The sequence below is a fragment of the Burkholderia sp. MR1-5-21 genome (assembly GCF_053427715.1).
Genome location: NZ_JBSAXD010000029.1, coordinates 25,879 through 44,776, shown reverse-complemented (window position 1 = coordinate 44,776; position 18,898 = coordinate 25,879). Strand labels below are relative to the sequence as shown.

Below are 18,898 nucleotides of genomic sequence, written 5' to 3'. Positions count from 1 at the left end.
AATGGCTGCAATCAAAACTTCCCTCCCGCGTCGCAGGTTCGACGTGGTGATCGTCGGCGCGGGCGGCTCCGGTTTGCGCGCGGCACTGCAACTGTCGCGCGCCGGCCTGTCGGTCTGCGTGCTGTCGAAGGTGTTCCCGACGCGTTCGCACACGGTCGCCGCACAGGGCGGGATCGGCGCATCGCTCGGCAACATGAGCGAAGACAACTGGCACTTCCACTTCTACGACACGATCAAGGGCTCCGACTGGCTCGGCGACCAGGACGCGATCGAGTTCATGTGCCGTGAAGCGCCGAACGTCGTGTACGAACTCGAGCACTTCGGCATGCCGTTCGACCGCAACGCGGACGGCACGATCTACCAGCGTCCGTTCGGCGGCCACACCGCGAACTACGGCGAGAAGCCGGTCCAGCGGGCATGCGCGGCGGCCGACCGTACCGGTCACGCGCTGCTGCACACGCTGTACCAGCAGAACGTCGCGGCGAAGACGCAGTTCTTCGTCGAATGGATGGCGCTCGACCTGATCCGCGACGCGGACGGCGACGTGCTCGGCGTGACGGCCCTCGAAATGGAAACGGGCGACGTCTACATCCTCGAAGGCAAGACCACGCTGTTCGCGACGGGCGGCGCAGGCCGGATCTTCGCAGCGTCGACCAACGCGTTCATCAACACCGGCGACGGCCTCGGCATGGCGGCCCGCTCGGGCATCGCGCTGCAGGACATGGAGTTCTGGCAGTTCCACCCGACCGGCGTGGCCGGCGCGGGCGTGCTGATCACGGAAGGCGTGCGCGGCGAAGGCGGCATCCTGCGCAACTCGGACGGCGAGCGCTTCATGGAGCGCTATGCGCCGACGCTGAAGGATCTGGCGCCGCGTGACTTCGTGTCGCGCTCGATGGACCAGGAAATCAAGGAAGGCCGTGGCGTTGGCCCGAACAAGGACCACGTGCTGCTCGACCTGTCGCACATCGGCGCCGAGACGATCATGAAGCGTCTGCCGTCGATCCGCGAAATCGCGCTGAAGTTCGCGAACGTCGACTGCATCAAGGAGCCGATCCCGGTCGTCCCGACGATCCACTACCAGATGGGCGGCATCCCGACCAACATCCACGGTCAGGTCGTCGGCACGTCGCGCGACCACAAGGAGCCGATCAACGGCTTCTACGCAGTGGGCGAATGCTCGTGCGTGTCCGTGCACGGCGCGAACCGCCTCGGCACGAACTCGCTGCTCGACCTCGTGGTGTTCGGCCGCGCAGCCGGCAACCATATCGTCGAGCACGTGAAGAACCAGCGCGACCACAAGCCGCTGCCGGCCGATGCGGCCGACCGCGCGCTCGAGCGCCTGAACAAGCTCGAGAAGTCGTCGTCGGGCGAATACACGCAGGACATCGCGAACGACATCCGCGCGACGATGCAGAAGCACGCAGGCGTGTTCCGCACGTCGGCACTGCTGAAGGAAGGCGTCGAACAGATGGCCGGCCTGAAGGAACGGGTTGCCAACGTCCACCTGAAGGACAAGTCGAAGGTGTTCAACACCGCGCGCGTCGAAGCGCTCGAGCTGGAGAACCTGATCGAGGTCGCACGCGCGACGATGGTGTCGGCGGAAGCCCGCAAGGAAAGCCGTGGCGCGCACGCGCACAGCGACTACGAGCACCGCGACGACGAGAACTGGATGCGCCACACGCTGTGGTACAGCGAAGGCGACCGCCTCGACTACAAGCCCGTCCAAATGAAACCGCTGACGGTCGAGTCCGTGCCGCCGAAGGCGCGTACGTTCTAAGCCGAGTCAAAGGAATCTGAAATGGCAAAACGCATTTTTGAAATTTACCGCTACGATCCGGACAAGGACGCAGCGCCGCGCATGCAGACGTACGAGCTCGAGATCAAGCACGAGCGCATGCTGCTGGACGCACTGGTCAAGCTGAAGGCGCTGGACGAGACGCTGTCGTTCCGCCGTTCGTGCCGCGAAGGCGTGTGCGGTTCGGACGCGATGAACATCAACGGCAAGAACGGTCTCGCTTGCCTGACGAACCTGAACGAGCTGCCGCAGAAGATCGTGCTGCGCCCGCTGCCGGGCCTGCCCGTCGTGCGCGACCTGATCGTCGACATGACGCACTTCTTCAACCAGTACCACTCGATCAAGCCGTACCTGATCAACGACGCGCCGCCGCCCGAGAAGGAGCGTCTGCAGTCGCCGCAGGAGCGCGACGAGCTGGACGGCGTGTACGAGTGCATTCTGTGCGCGAGCTGCTCGACGTCGTGCCCGAGCTTCTGGTGGAACCCGGACAAGTTCGTCGGCCCGGCCGGCCTGCTGCAGGCTTACCGCTTCATCGCGGACAGCCGCGACACCGCGACCGGCGAGCGTCTCGACAACCTTGAAGATCCGTACCGTCTGTTCCGTTGCCATACGATCATGAACTGCGTCGACGTGTGCCCGAAGGGCCTCAACCCGACGAAGGCGATCGGCAAGATCAAGGAACTGATGGTCCGCCGTGCAGTTTGAGATGAGCGAGACCTCGCATCAATCCGACCCGCACCGCCGCGCGCGCCTCCGCTGGCGCGCGCGGCGGGGTCTGCTGGAGAACGATCTGATCTTCGATCGTTTCTTCAGCCGATACGAGCATGACCTCACCGATGCAGACGTAGGTGCGATGACGCGCCTGCTCGATCTGAGCGACAACGACCTGATGGACTTGCTCCTCGCGCGCAAGGAACCAGAAGGCGACCTTGACAGCCCGGAAGTACACCGGCTGCTGGAGATGCTGCGCAACGTGTAACCACGTTACGCCCGTTATCGAATCCCGTTTCTATATTTCGATTGAGGATGTGCCATGACTCCGTCTGATGTAAAAGCCACGCTATCGTTCAGCGACAATTCGCCGAGCGTCGAACTGCCGATCTACAAGGGCACGATGGGCCCGGACGTGATCGACATCCGCAAGCTGTACGGCCAGACCGGCAAGTTCACGTACGACCCGGGCTTCATGTCGACGGCATCCTGCAACTCGGCGATCACGTACATCGACGGCGACAAGGGCGAGCTGCTGTATCGCGGCTACCCGATCGACAACCTCGCACAGAATGCGGACTTCCTCGAGAGCTGCTACCTGCTGCTGAAGGGCGAACTGCCGAACGAAGCGCAGAAGAAGGAATTCGTCGACACCGTCACGAAGCACACGATGGTGCACGAGCAGATGCACTTCTTCTTCCGCGGTTTCCGCCGCGACGCGCACCCGATGGCGATCCTGGTCGCCGCAGTCGGCGCGCTGTCGGCGTTCTACCACGACTCGCTCGACATCAACGACCCGCGTCACCGTGAAGTGTCGGCGATCCGCATGATCGCGAAGCTGCCGACGCTTGTCGCGATGGCGTACAAGTACAGCATCGGCCAGCCGTTCGTGTATCCGAAGAACTCGCTGTCGTACAGCGCGAACTTCATGCACATGATGTTCTCGAACCCGTGCGAAGAGTACAAGGTCAACGACGTGCTCGTCCGCGCGCTCGACCGCATCCTGATCCTGCACGCCGATCACGAGCAGAACGCATCGACGTCGACGGTCCGCCTGGCCGGCTCGTCGGGCGCGAACCCGTTCGCGTGTATCGCGGCCGGTATCGCATGTCTGTGGGGCCCGGCGCACGGCGGCGCGAACGAAGCCGCGCTGAACATGCTCGAGCAGATCGGCTCGCCGGACAACATTCCCGAATTCATCAAGCAGGTGAAGGACAAGAATTCGGGCGTGAAGCTGATGGGCTTCGGCCACCGCGTGTACAAGAACTACGACCCGCGTGCGAAGCTGATGCGCGAGACGTGCTACGAAGTGCTGAACGAACTGGGCCTGCACGACGACCCGCTGTTCAAGCTCGCGATGCAGCTCGAGAAGATCGCGCTGGAAGACGAGTACTTCGTGTCGCGCAAGCTGTACCCGAACGTCGACTTCTACTCGGGCATCGTCCAGCGCGCGCTGGGCATCCCGACGTCGATGTTCACCTGCATCTTCGCGATGGCACGTACGGTCGGCTGGATCGCACAGTGGAACGAAATGATTGCGGATCCGGAGCAGAAGATCGGCCGTCCGCGTCAGCTGTTCATCGGCGACACGCCGCGCGAAGCGAAGCCGATCAGCGCACGTTAAGCCGTGCGTGGCGCGAATGGCCTTCGGGCCGTTCGCGTCCGGCGAAGCGCAGCGCCACGACACCCCGGCCGGGCCAACCCGCCGGGGTGTTTTTTTGCGTATCCGTGGCCTTTCTCAACCTTCGAAGTAGGTCAGGCCCAGTGCGCTTTTCACGTCGGACAACGTGTCGCCGGCGACTTTCCGCGCGCGCATCGTGCCGCGGCGCAGGATGGCCATCACCTCGGCACGGTCCCCGTCGAATTCGCGACGGCGCGTGCGAATCGGTTCGATCAGCGCCTGCAGCCGCTCGTTCAGTACGCGCTTGACCACGCTGTCGCCCAGCCCGCCGCGACGATAGTGGGCCTTCAGTTCGGCAACCTTCTGCACGTCGGGCTCGAACGCGTCCAGGAACGTGAACACGACATTGCCCTCGACCTGACCCGGGTCGCTGACCCGCAGGTGGTTTGGATCGGTGTACATGTCGTTGACCGCCTTCGTGATTTCGTCCGGCGTCGCGCCGAGCGTGATCGCGTTGCCCAGCGATTTGCTCATCTTGGCCTTGCCGTCGATGCCGGGCAGCCGTGTCACCGGCGACAGCACGGCTTCGCATTCGACCAGCACCTGCCGTTCGACCGTGTTGTTGAAGCGGCGTACCAGTTCGTTGGTCTGCTCGATCATCGGAAGCTGATCGTCGCCGACGGGCACGTGCGTCGCCTTGAACGCGGTGATGTCGGCGGCCTGGCTGACCGGGTAGGTCAGGAAGCCGGCCGGGATGTCGCGCTCGAATCCGCGCAGACGGATTTCTTCCTTGATGGTCGGATTGCGCTCGAGGCGCGCGACCGTCACGAGATTGAGCAGGTACTGCGACAGCTCTGCGAGTTCAGGCACCTGCGACTGGATGACGATGGTCGACAGCGCCGGATCGATACCGACGGCGAGATAGTCGAGCGCGACTTCGATCACGTTTTCGGTGACTTTCTGGTGGCGGCCCATGTTGTCGGTCAGGGCCTGCGTGTCCGCGAGCAGCAGGAACTGCTGCGCTTCGTGCTGCATCCGCACCCGGGCGCTCAATGAGCCGATGTAGTGGCCGAGGTGCAGCGGTCCGGTCGTCCGGTCGCCGGTCAGGATGATGGGGCGATTCGTGTGGGTCATGGTCTGGTGTCCTGTGTTGTCGACAGTTCGAGACACCACCAGCCATGAGCGCGTCGAAACCAAAATGCCGCCTGGACTGGCGGCATCACGTTTTCGATGTGCGTGGAGAAACGGGCCGCCCGGGTCAGGCGCGCCACCAACGATGCTGGTTCAGCGAGGGACGTTTCGTATGCATTGGGCGAGTATAGCGCAATCGCGGATCCGTTCGCTGGCGGTGGCCCGGATCGACGTCGCGCGAGCCGTTGCCGATTCGGCTGCGGGCGACGCGCAATTCGACGCAATCGGCTGTGAGCGCAGCCGAAATCGACGCAGTTGGCCTATTTTGACTTCCGATAATGGTCTGGAACACGGGGCGGCGACACCGCATGTCGCACCGGCCGCCCCCAGACCATGGAGGAGTCGATGTATTTCATGCAAGCGATCGTCCGCCGTCCCGCGCCGTCGTGCGGCGCCGGCCTCACCACCGCACAGCTCGGCGCACCCGATCACGACAAGACGCTGACGCAGTTCCACGGATACTGCGACACGCTGCGCAAGCTCGGCGTCGAGCTGACCGAGCTGCCGCCGCTCGACGTGTTCCCGGATTCGCACTTCGTCGAGGACGTCGCCGTCGTCACGCCGGAATTCGCGGTGATCACGCGTCCCGGCGCGCCGGCGCGGCGCGGTGAAATCGCGCACATCGAAGCGGCCCTTGCCGCGCATCGCGAATTGCTGCCGATGCGCACGGGCCGGCTCGACGGCGGCGACGTGATGCTCGTCGGCAAGCGTTTCTACATCGGCCTGACCGGCCGCACCGACGCCGAAGGCATCGAGGCCTTCGAAGCGCTCGTGTCGCCGTACGGCTACACGGTCGTCGCGGTGCCGGTGGGCGACGGGCTGCATCTGAAGTCGGTCGTCAACAGCGTCGGCGACGACACGCTGCTCGTCAACGAAGCGCTGGCCGGCCATCCGGCATTCGCCGGGTTCCGCCGGATCGTCGTCGCGCCGGCCGACGAATACGCGGGCAACACGCTGCGCGTGAACGACGCGCTGATCACGCCGGCCGGCTATCCGCGCGTGCATGCGAGCCTCGAGACGCTCGGCCTGCCGCTGCACGTGATCGACACGAGCGAGTTCCGCAAGATGGACGGCGGGCTGACCTGCCTGTCGCTGCGGTTCTAGCCGATTGGCGCGTGGTCCGGTTCGGTCGGATAATGTGGCGCGCGTGCGGGGCGGTTGGCGCTCCGCGCGCAGACCACGACCCGACTGGAGCGAACGCGGATGCCCGACAAGAAGATGCAGCTCGACAAGATTGATCTCCGGATCCTCGACATTCTGCGCAACGACGGGCGAATCTCGTACCGGAAGCTGTCCGAGCTCGTCAACCTGACGCCGCGGCCGTGCCAGGCGCGCGTCGAGCGGCTCGAGGCGCTCGGGATCATCGAAGGGTACCGTGCGGTGATCAACGCGCCGCACGAGACCAAGCCGATCGTCGTGCTTGCGCAGATCGTGCTGGCCGACCACGGGCGCTCGCAGACGCCGTTCGAAGAGGAAATGCGCGCGAATCCGGCGGTGCTCGATTGCTGGCTCGTCAGCGGCACGTTCGATTTCCTCGTGCGGCTCGCATGCGAGGATCTCGACGAATACCGCCGGATCGCGAACGTGTGGCTCGAGAGTTCGCGGTACAGGATCGAGAAGATCGTGACGACCGCCGAACTGCAGGTGATCAAGCGCAGCGTCGCCTGACGCGGCCTGCCGCGCGGGTAAAGATCCATCGGTACGGCGGCAAGGGCTTGACTGACATCGGGCGCGATGCGAAAGACCAGGCAATTTGTTTTGCATCCCGAATCAAATCGATTTGATCGAATTTTTCCAAGGTGAACACTATGGACGCTTTGCAAGCGACGGAGCGGTCGGCTTCCCCGTCGGCGACGACACTGAAGCGCCGTCTGCAGAGCCGCCATATCGCGATGATCGCGATCGGCGGCTCGATCGGCACCGGACTGTTCGTCGCGTCCGGCGCGTCGGTTGCGCAGGCAGGGCCCGGCGGCGCGATCGCCGCGTATATCGCGATCGGGCTGATGGTCTATTTCGTCGTCACGGGCCTCGGTGAAATGGCCGCGCTGATGCCCGTGTCGGGCTCGTTCGCGATCTACGGCGAGAAGTATGTCGACGAAGGCTTTGGCGTCGCGCTCGGCTGGACCTACTGGTACAGCTGGGCCGTGACGATCGCGATCGAGCTCGTGGCCGCACAGATCGTGATGCGCTACTGGTTTCCCGGCGTGCCCGGCGTCTGGTGGGGCGCGGCATTCCTCGTGCTGATCTTCCTGCTGAACACGTTGTCCGTGCGCGGCTTCGGTGAATCCGAGTACTGGTTCTCGCTGATCAAGGTCGTCACGGTGATCGCGTTCATCGCCGCGGGGCTGCTGATCGCGGCCGGCGCGATCGGTCACGGACACGCGGTCGGCTGGCGCAATTTCACGACGGGCGACGCGCCGTTCGTCGGCGGCGTGCACGCGATGATGAGCGTCGCGCTGATCGCGGGATTCTCGTTTCTCGGCACCGAGCTGGTCGGGATCACGGCCGGCGAATCGGAAAACCCGCGCAAGACGATCCCGCGCGCGGTGAAGCAGATCTTCTGGCGGATCATGCTGTTCTACGTGCTCGCGATCTTCGTGATCGGGCTGCTGATTCCGTACACGGACCCGAACCTGCTGAAGAGCGACGTGACCGACATCGGCGTGAGCCCGTTCACGCTGGTGTTCAGCCACGCCGGGTTTCCGCTTGCCGCGGACGTGATGAACATCGTGATCCTGACCGCCGTGCTGTCTGCCGGCAACTCCGGCACCTACGCGGCGACACGGATGCTGTACAACCTCGCGAACGAAGGCCGGGCGCCCGCGATGTTCGCGACGCTGTCGCCGGGCGGCGTGCCGCGCAACGCGCTGTACGCGACGATGGCGGTGGGCGGGCTGTGTTTTCTCACGTCGCTGGCGAACAACCAGAGCATCTATCTGTGGCTGCTGAACACGGTCGGCATCACCGGCTTCATCGCGTGGCTCGGCATCGCGGTCTGCCACTACCGGTTCCGCAAGGGCTTCCTGAAGCAGGGCTACCGGCTCGACCAGTTGCCGTACCGCGCGAAGTGGTTCCCGTTCGGGCCGCTGTTCGCGATCGCGATCTGCATCGTGATCTCGCTCGGGCAGGATTATCAGGCGTTCTTCGCGGCCCGCATCGACTGGATGGAGGTGCTGTCCATATACGTGTGGATTCCGCTGTTCGTCGCGCTCTGGTGGGCGTATCGCCGCGTGCGCAAGAGCCGGCTCGTGCGCTACGAGGAGATGGATATCGGCCCGTGGCTGAACCGGTCCGTCGAAGCGGTCGACGCGGCGACGGGCGCGCACGGTCACGGCCACTGACCGGTGGCAATCGCGTTGCCGGGCGGCAACCTTCCCGCCGCATGTTCTGCGGCTGCTTAATCACTCCTTAAGCAAGCGGCCAGGATAATGGCGCCACGTTCGCTCCGACCCGTCGGCGCGGCGTCCGTTATCACGTCAACCCGACAAGGAGCGACTTTTGTCCCGCTCTCCGCTTGCATCGGTGCCGTTCCACGTTTCCAGGCTACGCTCGCGTCCGCGCGTCGCACGCATGGCATTGGCCTGCGCTGTGTCGTGTGTTGCTGCGCTCGGCGGCTGCACTGTCTATCACCCGCAGCCGTTGAGTTCGCATCCGACGCTGACGAGCGCCGACGCGCTCGAACGCCTGCGCATCGATCCCGCGAAAATGCCGCTGCCGGAACTGGCCGCGCATCGCTTCGATCCGTCCGGCGGCTTCGACATCGAGGACGTCGCAATGCTCGCGGTCTCGAACAATCCCGACCTGAAGCTTGCGCGCGACGATCTCGGGATCGCGCAGGCGCAGGCGTTTTCCGCCGGATTGCTGCCCGATCCGCAACTGTCGGTATCCAGCGATTTTCCGGGCGCGGCAGGCTTCGAGCGCGCTTTCAATTACGGCCTCAGCATGGACGTGATGGCGATCGTCACGCGCAACGCGAACAAGCGCTCCGCCGACGCGACCGTGCGCAAGACCGACCTCGGCCTGCTGTGGCAGGAGTGGCAGGTCGTCGCGCAGGCAAAGCAGCTCTACACGAAGGCGCGCTACGAAGACGCGGTGCTGCCGCTGCTCGCGCAGGCGCGCGATCTCGATGCGACGCGCTACGAGCGGACCACGCATGCGCGGCAGGCCGGCAATGTGACCGATGACGCCGTCAGCGTCGCGTCGACCACATACAGCGACGCACGCAAGCAGTACGACGACATGCTTCGTGCGCGGGAGCAGACTCGCCATGACTTGAATGCGCTGCTCGGACTCGCGCCGGAAGTCGAGCTGCGGCTCGTCGGTTCCGACGCGGCGGCGGCCTTGCCCGCTGCGACGCTCGACGACGCGATGGCCGAACTGCCGAAACGGCGTCCCGACCTGATCGCGCTGCAGGCCGGCTATGACGCACAGGAACAGAAATACCGCGCGGCGATCCTGAACCAGTTTCCGAGCCTGAACGTCGGCTTCAACCGCGCGCGCGACACGTCGGGCATCTACACGACGGGTTTCCAGATCGCGCTGAGCCTGCCGATCTTCAACCGCAACCGCGGCAATGTCGCGATCGAGCAGGCGACCCGCGAGCGGCTCGGCGACGAATACCAGACCCGCCTGAACGCCGCCTATGCGGACATCGCGCATCTGCGTGCCGATTCTCGGCTTGCATCGCAGCAGCTCGAGCAGGACGAGGCCGCGCTGCCTGCGCTCGAGCAGGCTGCCGCGCATGCGCAGCACGCGTACGCCGTGCACGACATCACGCTCGGGCAGTACACCGACGCACAACTCGCCGCGCTGACGAAACGGATCGATGCGGCGACGCAGCGCGACGCGCTGGCCGAGCAACGCATCGGCCTGCAGGCGCTGCTCGGCAGCGCGGTCCCGGATGCATTTTCCACCGAATCCACCCAGCGTTGACCTCATGCCAGTCGTTCTGAATCGCTTTACCCGCCGTCGCGCGGCCACGCTTGCCGTGCCGCTTGCCGCCGCATTTGCCATACTCGCGCCGTTCGCCGGACCCGCGCACGCCGATGAACCCGTGTCCGCCGCGGTCGACACCGTGCGCGTGCAGCGCGCGCCGATCTCGCAGCGGGTGCGCGCGTATGGCGTCGTCGCCGCGTCGTCGGCCAGCGTCACGTCGGTGAACCTGCCGTACACGGCGCGCATCCGCAAGGTGCTCGTGCTGCCCGGCCAGGCGGTCGCACGAGGCGCGCCGCTCGTCGTCGTGCAGGCCGATCCCGCCGTGGTGCTGACCGCAGCGCAGGCCGCGAGCGCGCTGACGCTCGCGCGCGGCGAGCTCGCACGCACGCGCTCGCTGGTCGACGACGGCCTCGCGACGCAGTCGCAGCTCGCCGCCGCGCAGAAGGCGCTCGACGATGCGCAGCAGGGGCAGGCCGCGCAGCGGCAGATGGGCGTGCGCGGCGGCGACGTGACGGTCACGGCGCCGGTTGCGGGTGTCGTGTCACAGCTTTCGGCGTTGCCGGGCGACCAGGTGCAAGCCGGCGTGACGATCGCGCAGCTCGCGGCGACGGGCGGCGCATCGAGCCGCCAGGTGAACGTGACGCTCGGCGTCGAGCCGTCGGCGGCCGCGTCGATTCGCGCGGGCGATTCGGTCGTGCTGCACGGGCTGTCCACCGCGCTCGCGCACGCGAATCCGTCGGGGCAGGTCGTCGTCGCGGGCGCATCGATCGATCCGCAGAGCCAGCTCGTGGATGTCGGCGCGAACGTGCAACTCGGCGGCACCGCATTCATCCCGGGCACGCGCGTGAGCGCCGACATCGCGACGCAGACCGGCACATGGTGGGTCGTGCCGCGCTCCGCCGTCCTGCGCGATGCGAAGGGGGCGTACGTGTTCCAGGTCACGCCGAAGCACACCGCACATCGCGTCGATGTCGCGGTGCGCGTCGAAAGCGGCGACCGCTACGGCGTCGATGGCCCGGTGAATGCGGCGGAGCCGCTCGTCGTGACCGGCAACTACGAATTGCAGGACGGGATGGCCGTGCATTCTGCCGGAGGCGCGCACCAATGAATTTCGGGCAATGGATGCAGATGCACCGGCGATCGCTGCTGTTCGTCGTCGCGCTGCTCGCGGTCGCCGGCGCGCTGACGGCGTTCCGGCTGCCGATTTCGCTGTTTCCGAACGTGTCGTTTCCGCGCGCGGTCGTGTCGCTCGATGCGGGCGACCGGCCGGCCGAGCAGATGGCCACGCTCGTGACGATGCCGGTCGAGGAGGCGCTGCGGCGCGTGCCGAATGTGCGCGACGTCGAATCGAAGACGAGCCGCGGCTCGGCGGAGATCTCGCTGAACTTCGACTGGGGCACCGACATGGCGCAGGCGACGCTGCAGGCGCAGTCGGCGATCGCGGAAATCCTGCCGTCGCTGCCGGCCGCTACGACGATGCAGGTGAAGCGGATGGACCCGACCGTGTTCCCGGTGTTCGCGTACAGCCTGACGTCGTCGCGGCAATCGCTGTCGCAGTTGCGCGATCTCGCGCAATTCCAGCTGCGGCCGCTGCTGTCGTCGGTCGACGGCGTCGCGCGTGTCGAGGTGACGGGCGGCGCGCAGGACGAGCTGCAGGTCGAGATCGATCCCGAGCGGCTCGCCGCGTACAAGCTGTCGGTCGAGGACGTGTCGAAGGCGATCGGCGCGGGCAACGTGCTGATGGCGACAGGTCGGATCGAGGATCACTACAAGCTGAATCTCGTCGTCGCCGACACGACCATCACGTCGCTCGACATGCTGCGCAACGCGGTCGTGTCGTCGTCGGGCGGCAACCAGGTGCGCGTCGGCGACGTCGCGACGGTGTCGCGCGGCACGGTTCCGCAATGGATCCGCGTGACGGCCGACGGCCAGGATGCGGTGCTCGTCAACGTGTTCCAGCAGCCGGGCGCGAACAGCGTCGCGATGGCCGCGGCGATCCGCGCGAAGCTCGCGGATTTTCAGAAGCAGATGCCGCCTGGCGTGCATCTCGCGAACTGGTACGACCAGAGCCAGCTCGTGATCGCGTCCGCGTCGAGCGTGCGCGATGCGATCCTGATCGGCGTCGTGCTGGCCGCGCTCACGCTGTTCGTATTCCTGCGCAACTGGAAGATCACCGCGATCGCGGTCGCGCTGGTGCCGGTCGTGATGAGCGCGACGATCCTGCTGCTCGACGTGTTCGGAATGGGCTTCAACATCATGACGCTCGGCGGGATGGCGGCGGCGGTCGGCCTCGTGATCGACGACGCGATCGTGATGATCGAACACATTGCACGGCGCATGCGCGAGGCGGGTGCGCATGCGTTCCACGGCCGCGTGATGAGTGCGGCGCTTGAATTCACGCGGCCGCTCGCGGGCTCGTCGGCCGCGACGCTGATCATCTTCGTGCCGCTCGCGTTCTTGTCCGGCGTGACGGGCGCCTTCTTCAAGGCGCTGTCGATCACGATGGCGAGCGCGCTGTTCATTTCGTTTGTCGTGAGCTGGCTCGCGATACCGATCCTGTGCGATCACTGGCTCACGCCTGCCGACGCGGAAGAGCATCGCGAATCGCGTTTCGCGCACTGGCTGAACACGCGCTATGCGGCGCTGGTCGAGCGCGTGAGCCGCAAGCCGGCGCTCGTGCTTGCGGGCGTGCTGCCGCTCGTCGTCGTCGCGGCGTTCGCGTTCACGCGCGTCGGCAGCGGCTTCATGCCGTCGATGGACGAGGGCGGTTTCGTGCTCGATTACCACACCGCGCCCGGGACGTCGATCACCGAGACGGATCGGTTGATGCGCGAGGTCGAGACGATCATCCGCGACAACCCGAACGTCGCGACGTATTCGCGCCGCACCGGCGCGGGCCTCGGCGGCGATCTCAACGAGCCGAACAAGGGCGACTTCTTCGTGCGCCTGAAATCGGGTTCGCGCGAGCCGATCGATACCGTGATGGAAGAGATCCGCTCGAAGATCGAGACGAATGTACCCGGCGTGAACGTCGAGCTCGCGCAGCTGATGGAGGACCTGATCGGCGACCTGACCGCGGTGCCGCAGCCGGTGCAGATCAAGATCTACTCGGACGATCCGAACGTGCTCGACGCGACCGCGCGGCGCGTGGCCGCACGCATCGGCAAGATCCCGGGCATCGTCGACGTTGACGACGGCATCAACCCGGCCGGCGACGCACTCGACCTGCACATCCGGCCCGATGCGGCCGCTGCCGAAGGGATGGACCCGCAGTCGATCGCGCAGCAGGTGTCGGACCTGCTCGAAGGCAACGTTGCGACGCAGTTCCAGCAGGGGCCGAAGACGGTCGGCGTGCGCGTGCGGGTGTCCGACGCGATGCGGATGAACGGCACGGGGCTCGGCGAACTGCAGATCCGCGCGCCCGACGGGCACATGTTCCCGCTCGACCGCGTGACCGACCGCGTCACGGTCAGCGGCCAGCCGGAGATCAGCCGCGACAACCTGAAGCGGATGGTGGCCGTCACCGCGCGGATCGACGGCCGCGATCTCGGTTCGACGATCGCCGACGTGCAGCGTGCGCTCGGCGATACAAGCCTGTTGCCGCAGCGCGTCTATTACGAGCTGGGTGGCCTGTACCAGCAGCAACAGATCGCATTCCGCGGACTGATCGCGGTGTTCGGCGCGGCGGTTGCGCTGGTGTTCGGGCTGCTGCTGTTCCTCTACGAGCGATTCCGCGTCGCGATCGCGGTGATGGCGATGCCGCTGTGCGCGACCGGCGCCGTGTTCATCGGGCTGTGGGCGACGGGCATCGAGCTCAACATCTCCGCGATGATGGGCATGACGATGATCGTCGGGATCGTGACCGAGGTTGCGATCTTTTACGTGTCGGAATTCCAAGGGCTCGTGCGCGACGAAGGGATGGCGCCCGACGCGGCACTGCTCGCGGCCGGCCGCAACCGCCTGCGGCCGATCGCGATGACGACGATCGCGGCGATCCTCGCGCTGCTGCCGCTCGCGTTCGCGCTCGGGCAGGGCTCGGCGATGCAGCAGCCACTCGCGGTCGCGATCATTTCGGGGCTGGTCGTGCAGTTGCCGCTCGTGCTGCTGGTGCTGCCGGCGCTGCTGCGCGTGCTGCTGACGGGACGGTTGCGGAGTCGCGAGGCGAGCGCGTAGTCGCCGCATGAGTGGCCGACGGCCCGGTGGCCGGCCGCGTGACGGGCGGCCGTCGGCCGGGATACCATCGCAACGCGCGGCGTGTCGCACAGGGCCTGCGGCACGCCGCGCATGTTCCCGATCGACTCCGCGTCCAGCACACAACATGACAACTCTGCCGAACCGCGTTTCCTCTTCCTCGCTTGCCGCGAACGCCAGCGTCCGCGATATCGCCTCCGCCGTGCGCACGGCCGAACGACGCGCCACCGAATTCGCCGACGACGCGCTCGCGCGCCTCGCGGCGATCGCGCCGCTCAATGCAATGGTGCACATCGATGCGGACCTTGCGCGCCGCACGGCCGAGCGCGTCGATGCGCGCGTCGCGCAGGGTGACGCGCTGCCGCTTGCCGGCGTGCCGTTCGTGATCAAGGACAACCTCGATACCGTCGCGATGCCGACGCTCGGCGCGAGCCCCGCGGTGGACGGCTATCGCGCGGCCGCCGATGCGCTGACGGTGCGGCGCCTGCTCGACGCCGGTGCGGTGCCGCTCGGCAAGGCCAACATGCACGAGCTTGCGTTCGGCATCACGAGCGGCAACCGGCATTTCGGCGCGGTCGGCAATCCGCAGGATCCGCGGCGCATCGCCGGCGGGTCGAGCGGCGGAACGGCGGCGGCCGTCGCGGCTGGCATCCCGTTCGGCCTCGGCACCGATACGGGCGGCTCGGTGCGTATTCCGGCCGCGTTCTGCGGCGTGTACGGACTGCGGCCGTCGGCGCAGCGCTATTCGCCGCACGGCGTACTGTCGCTGTCGCCCACCCGCGATACGGTCGGGCCGATCGGCCATGGAATCGACGACCTGCTGCTGCTCGACGCCGTGCTGACGCGCGACGACAGCACCACCGTTGCGCCCGAATGGGCGCAGCTGCGCATCGGCGTGCCGGCTTCGCCTTACTTCGACGCGCTCGATCCGGGCGTCGCGGCATGTATCGAGCGCGCGCTCGCGTCGTTCGCAGCGGCCGGCGCGACGCTCGTGCCGCTGCCGGCGGCGCCGTTGCACGACGCGAGCGAAGCATGCGGCTTTCCGATCGCGGCATTCGAGGCGAACCGGTACTGGCGCCGCTTCGCGACGGAACGCCTCGGCATTGCGTTCGACACATTCGTCGAGCGGATCGCGAGCGACGACGTGCGCGAGATCTTCCGGTCGTTCCTGTCCAGGCCGGTCGACGCCGCGGCGTACGCGGAAGCGATCGCCTGCCGGCAGCAGCTCGTGCACTGGTATGACGACGCATTCGGCACGCCGGTCGATTGCATCGCGATGCCGACGGTGCCGGGCGAGCCGCCGTCGCTCGACGACACGGCGGCGATGACGGCCGCGCAGGCTGGGGCGCTGTTCGCGCGCGTCGTGCGCCAGACGTCGCCGGCGACGCTCGCGGGCGTGCCGTCCGTGTCGATCCCGGCGGGGCGCTCCGCGCACACGGCGCTGCCGGTAGGGCTGATGCTGGAAGGGCCGTGCGGCAGCGACCGTCGCCTGCTCGCGATCGCGCGCCGCATCGACGCACGGCTGCGTGACGACGTGGCGGCTGCCTGAACGGCCGTGCTCAGGCCAGGTAGGCCTTCATGAAATCGACCCACGCGCGCACCTTCTGCGGCACGTGCGCGGTCGACGGATACAGCGCGTACACGGCCTGCGGCGGAAACCGGTAGCCGGGCAGCGCGTCGACCAGCGCGCCGCTTGCGAGGTCGTCGCGCACGAGCCATTCGGGCAGCAGCGCGACGCCGCTGCCTTGCCGCGCGAGCACGCGCAGCACCGATGCGTTGTCGACGACGACGCGCGGCTTTGCGCCGGGCCGGAACGCGTGCGGGTTGCCGTCGCGATCGGCGAGCGTCCACGTGGCGATCCGTTCGAGCCGCGTGTGGCCGAGCTGCGGCAGTCGCGCGAGCACGTCCGGCGAATCGATGCGCGACAGGCCGGCCTCGGCGAGCAGCGACGGCGCGATCACGGGCCGCACTTCGTAGGTCGCGAGGCACGCGCCGCGATACGGCAGGTCCTGGAATTGCTCGAGCCGGCCGAGCCGGATCGCGACGTCGACGCGATCGCGCACGAGATCGACCTGCGACGCATGCGTCTCGAGCCGCACGCGCAGCGCGGGGTGCCGCTGCATGAACGCGTGCAGCGCCGGCGCGACGACCATCGTTCCGTATTCGACGGTCGACGTCACGCGCAGCACGCCGTGCATCCCGCCGTGCTCGCTGCGGGCATCGTCGATCGCGCTTTCGGCTTCTTCCAGCACGCGCAGGCAGCGCGCATAAAAGCGATCGCCCGCATCGGTCAGTTCGACGCGCCGCGTCGTGCGCGTGAGCAGCGTGACGCCGAGCTCGGCCTCCAGCTGCTTGATGTTGAAGCTGACCGCCGCCCGCGCCTGATTCAACTGGGCGGCGGCGGCCGTAAACGACCCCGTTTCCACGACGGCGCGGAAGACGGCGAAACGATCGAGACTCACCATGACGTGTCGGCTGCTTGGCGAAAAACCGACATGTTGCCCTGATTGTCAAAATTTTTCGACCAGTCTTGCCGGTCGGGCGGTCTTATCGACGCGTGCGGCGAACCTTACACTGCGGCGTTTCGTTCGCCCTCCACCGACATGACCGATCGCTCGAAAATCGCCGCCGTGTACCTGCTCGGGTTCGCGATCGACCTCGCGAACATGTTCGTCATCAACGCAGCGTATCCGACGATCCAGCGCGAGCTGCACGCGTCGGTCGCGCAACTGGCGTGGATCGGCAACATGTACGTGCTTGGGCTGACCGTCGTGATTCCGCTCGGCACGTGGCTCGCGCGCCGCTTCGGCGAGCGCCGGCTGCTGATCGCGTCGCTGCTGCTGTTCGCGCTCGGCAGTCTCGGCGTCGGCCTGTCGGCGTCGATCGGCGCGCTGCTGGCGTGGCGGCTGATCCAGGGGCTCGGCGGCGGGCTGCTGATTCCGGTCGGGCAGACGATGGCCTATCGCGCGTATCCGCCCGACGCGCGCGCGCACCTGACGTCGATCGTGATGATGGTCGCGCTGCTCGTGCCCGCGCTGTCGCCGGCGCTCGGCGGCGTGATCGTCGATCGCGCGTCGTGGCGCGCGATCTTCTTCGGCATGCTGCCGCTGGCCGCCGCAACCTGCGTGCTCGCGTTCGCATGGCTGCCGTCCGACGACGCGCGCGAACGGCCGCCGGCGCTCGACGTGCGGGGCCTCGGGCTGAGCGCCGTGGCGCTCGTCGCGCTGCTGCTGGGCCTGACGTTCGCGGGCCAGCCGGGCGCGGGCCGCGTGGCGATCGCGCCGCTCGCGGTCGCGCTCGTCGCCGGCGGCGCGTACGTCGCGCATGCGCGACGCGCGGCCGCGCCGCTGCTCGACCTGCGCCTCGTCGGCGAGCCTCTGCTGCGGATCGGCCTCGTGGTCTATCTGTGCGTGCCGGGCGTGTTCACCGGCGTGAATCTGGTTGCGGCGCTGTATCTGCAGAACACGCTCGGACTCAGCGCGACGCATGCGGGCGCGCTGATGGTGCCGTGGGCGATCGCATCGTTCGTCGCGATCGCGACGACGCGCCGCTGTTTCCCGAAGTGGGGCGCGAAGCCGCTGTTCCTGGCCGGGATCGCGATCGATGCGCTCGGCATCGCGTTGCTCGCGACGCCGCTCGCCGGCTTCGAGGCGGGGCGCGTGCTCGCGTTCGTCGCGATGGGGCTCGGGGCCAGCATGTGCACGAGCACGTCGCAAAGCGCGGCGTTCCTCGATGTGCCCGCCGCGCGGATGGGCGATGCGAGCGCGCTGTGGAACATCAACCGGCAGCTGAGCTTCTGTCTCGGTGTCGCCGTGCTCGGCAGCGCACTGAACTTCCTGCTGTCGATGCACGGCGACGACATGCGGCTGCCTTACCAGCAGTGTTTCGGCCTCGCCGCGCTGCTGACGCTGCTGCCGCTGCCGTTCGTCGCGCGCCTCGCTGCGCATCGCATGCCGGCGGTGCGGCCGGTTTCCCAACGATCGTGAGGTGAACAATGAATCCGCCCAATCCGTTTTTCCAGGAAGTCGTCGATGCGCACGTCGACATCGAGCAATGGCTGTCCGGCCGCGCCGCGCGCGACGGGCTCGCGCCGCTGCTCGCGCGCTTTTCGCGGCGCTTTTCGATGATTTCGCTGCCGGGCCACGCGCTCGATTACGCGGATGTCGACGTCCTGTTCTCGCGCGGCTTCGGCGCACGCCCGGGCCTGCGAATCTCGATCGACGAGCTGCACGAGGTGAGTACATGGCCGGGCGGCGCGGCGATCGCCTATCGCGAGACGCAGGTCGACGGAGAAGGGCGGCGCACCGTCCGCCGCTCGACCGTCGTGTTCGAGCGCGACGCGAGCGGCCGCATCGGCTGGCTGCGTCTGCATGAAACGCCGGTGACGGGCTGACGTCGCCCGCACCGCCTGCCGCCGGATGCCCGGCGGCAGGCACGCGCTGCCCGAGCGGCAC

Annotated in this window: 15 protein-coding genes; 13 read left to right on the top strand and 2 right to left on the bottom strand. The window is 67.2% G+C overall.

Annotated features, from left to right (window positions below):
- The first annotated feature begins 1 nt into the window (after position 1).
- The 4 genes from sdhA to gltA are packed head-to-tail and all read left to right on the top strand — an operon-like array spanning position 2 to position 4,130.
- Entirely contained in the window at positions 2-1,777 is a 1,776-nt protein-coding gene (gene sdhA, locus ACV229_RS30970; protein WP_448086896.1) for a succinate dehydrogenase flavoprotein subunit, read from the top strand.
- Positions 1,778-1,798: 21 nt separating this feature from the next.
- Positions 1,799-2,500, top strand: coding sequence for a succinate dehydrogenase iron-sulfur subunit (locus ACV229_RS30965; protein WP_448086895.1), 702 nt, complete (start codon positions 1,799-1,801; stop codon positions 2,498-2,500).
- Between the two features lies 1 nt (position 2,501).
- Entirely contained in the window at positions 2,502-2,774 is a 273-nt protein-coding gene (locus tag ACV229_RS30960; protein ID WP_448086894.1) for an FAD assembly factor SdhE, read from the top strand.
- 54 nt (positions 2,775-2,828) lie between these two features.
- Positions 2,829-4,130, top strand: a complete 1,302-nt coding sequence (gltA, locus tag ACV229_RS30955) for a citrate synthase (RefSeq protein WP_448086893.1) — start codon at positions 2,829-2,831, stop codon at positions 4,128-4,130.
- A 114-nt stretch (positions 4,131-4,244) separates the two neighbouring features.
- On the opposite strand, the gene trpS is transcribed toward gltA, so the two are convergent.
- A complete protein-coding gene (gene trpS, locus ACV229_RS30950; protein WP_448086892.1) occupies positions 4,245-5,261 on the bottom strand; it encodes a tryptophan--tRNA ligase in 1,017 nt (338 codons plus the stop codon).
- 402 nt (positions 5,262-5,663) lie between these two features.
- Here trpS and ACV229_RS30945 point away from each other — a divergent pair, with 402 nt between their 5' ends.
- From ACV229_RS30945 to iaaH, 7 genes are all read left to right on the top strand, one after another.
- Complete coding sequence (locus ACV229_RS30945) at positions 5,664-6,422, top strand: dimethylarginine dimethylaminohydrolase family protein (protein WP_448086891.1); 759 nt, start codon at positions 5,664-5,666, stop codon at positions 6,420-6,422.
- 99 nt (positions 6,423-6,521) lie between these two features.
- Positions 6,522-6,986: an Lrp/AsnC family transcriptional regulator gene (locus tag ACV229_RS30940; RefSeq protein ID WP_448086890.1), complete on the top strand. Its 465-nt coding sequence runs from the start codon at positions 6,522-6,524 to the stop codon at positions 6,984-6,986.
- Between the two features lie 140 nt (positions 6,987-7,126).
- The gene (locus ACV229_RS30935; protein ID WP_448086889.1) at positions 7,127-8,659 is read left to right on the top strand and encodes an amino acid permease; all 1,533 of its coding nucleotides are present in this window, start codon (positions 7,127-7,129) and stop codon (positions 8,657-8,659) included.
- A gap of 157 nt (positions 8,660-8,816) precedes the next feature.
- Positions 8,817-10,250 (top strand): TolC family protein, encoded by a 1,434-nt coding sequence (locus ACV229_RS30930; RefSeq protein WP_448086888.1) that lies wholly within the window; start codon positions 8,817-8,819, stop codon positions 10,248-10,250.
- Positions 10,251-10,254: 4 nt separating this feature from the next.
- Positions 10,255-11,361 carry an efflux RND transporter periplasmic adaptor subunit gene (locus ACV229_RS30925; protein WP_448086887.1) on the top strand — a complete coding sequence of 369 codons (1,107 nt, stop codon included), beginning with the start codon at positions 10,255-10,257 and terminating at the stop codon, positions 11,359-11,361.
- Positions 11,358-14,426 (top strand): efflux RND transporter permease subunit, encoded by a 3,069-nt coding sequence (locus tag ACV229_RS30920; protein ID WP_448086886.1) that lies wholly within the window; start codon positions 11,358-11,360, stop codon positions 14,424-14,426. The genes ACV229_RS30925 and ACV229_RS30920 overlap by 4 nt, the downstream gene beginning before the upstream one ends.
- Before the next feature lie 145 nt (positions 14,427-14,571).
- Complete coding sequence (gene iaaH, locus ACV229_RS30915; RefSeq protein ID WP_448086885.1) at positions 14,572-15,993, top strand: indoleacetamide hydrolase; 1,422 nt, start codon at positions 14,572-14,574, stop codon at positions 15,991-15,993.
- Between the two features lie 10 nt (positions 15,994-16,003).
- Here the strand turns inward: iaaH and ACV229_RS30910 are convergent, their stop codons facing one another.
- On the bottom strand, positions 16,004-16,909 hold the full coding sequence (locus ACV229_RS30910; protein WP_448086884.1) for a LysR substrate-binding domain-containing protein: 906 nt from the start codon (positions 16,907-16,909) through the stop codon (positions 16,004-16,006).
- 138 nt (positions 16,910-17,047) lie between these two features.
- Here ACV229_RS30910 and ACV229_RS30905 point away from each other — a divergent pair, with 138 nt between their 5' ends.
- Positions 17,048-18,430, top strand: a complete 1,383-nt coding sequence (locus ACV229_RS30905) for an MFS transporter (protein ID WP_448086883.1) — start codon at positions 17,048-17,050, stop codon at positions 18,428-18,430.
- An 8-nt stretch (positions 18,431-18,438) separates the two neighbouring features.
- Positions 18,439-18,837, top strand: a complete 399-nt coding sequence (locus tag ACV229_RS30900) for a DUF4440 domain-containing protein (RefSeq protein WP_448086882.1) — start codon at positions 18,439-18,441, stop codon at positions 18,835-18,837.
- The last annotated feature ends 61 nt before the right edge of the window (positions 18,838-18,898 follow it).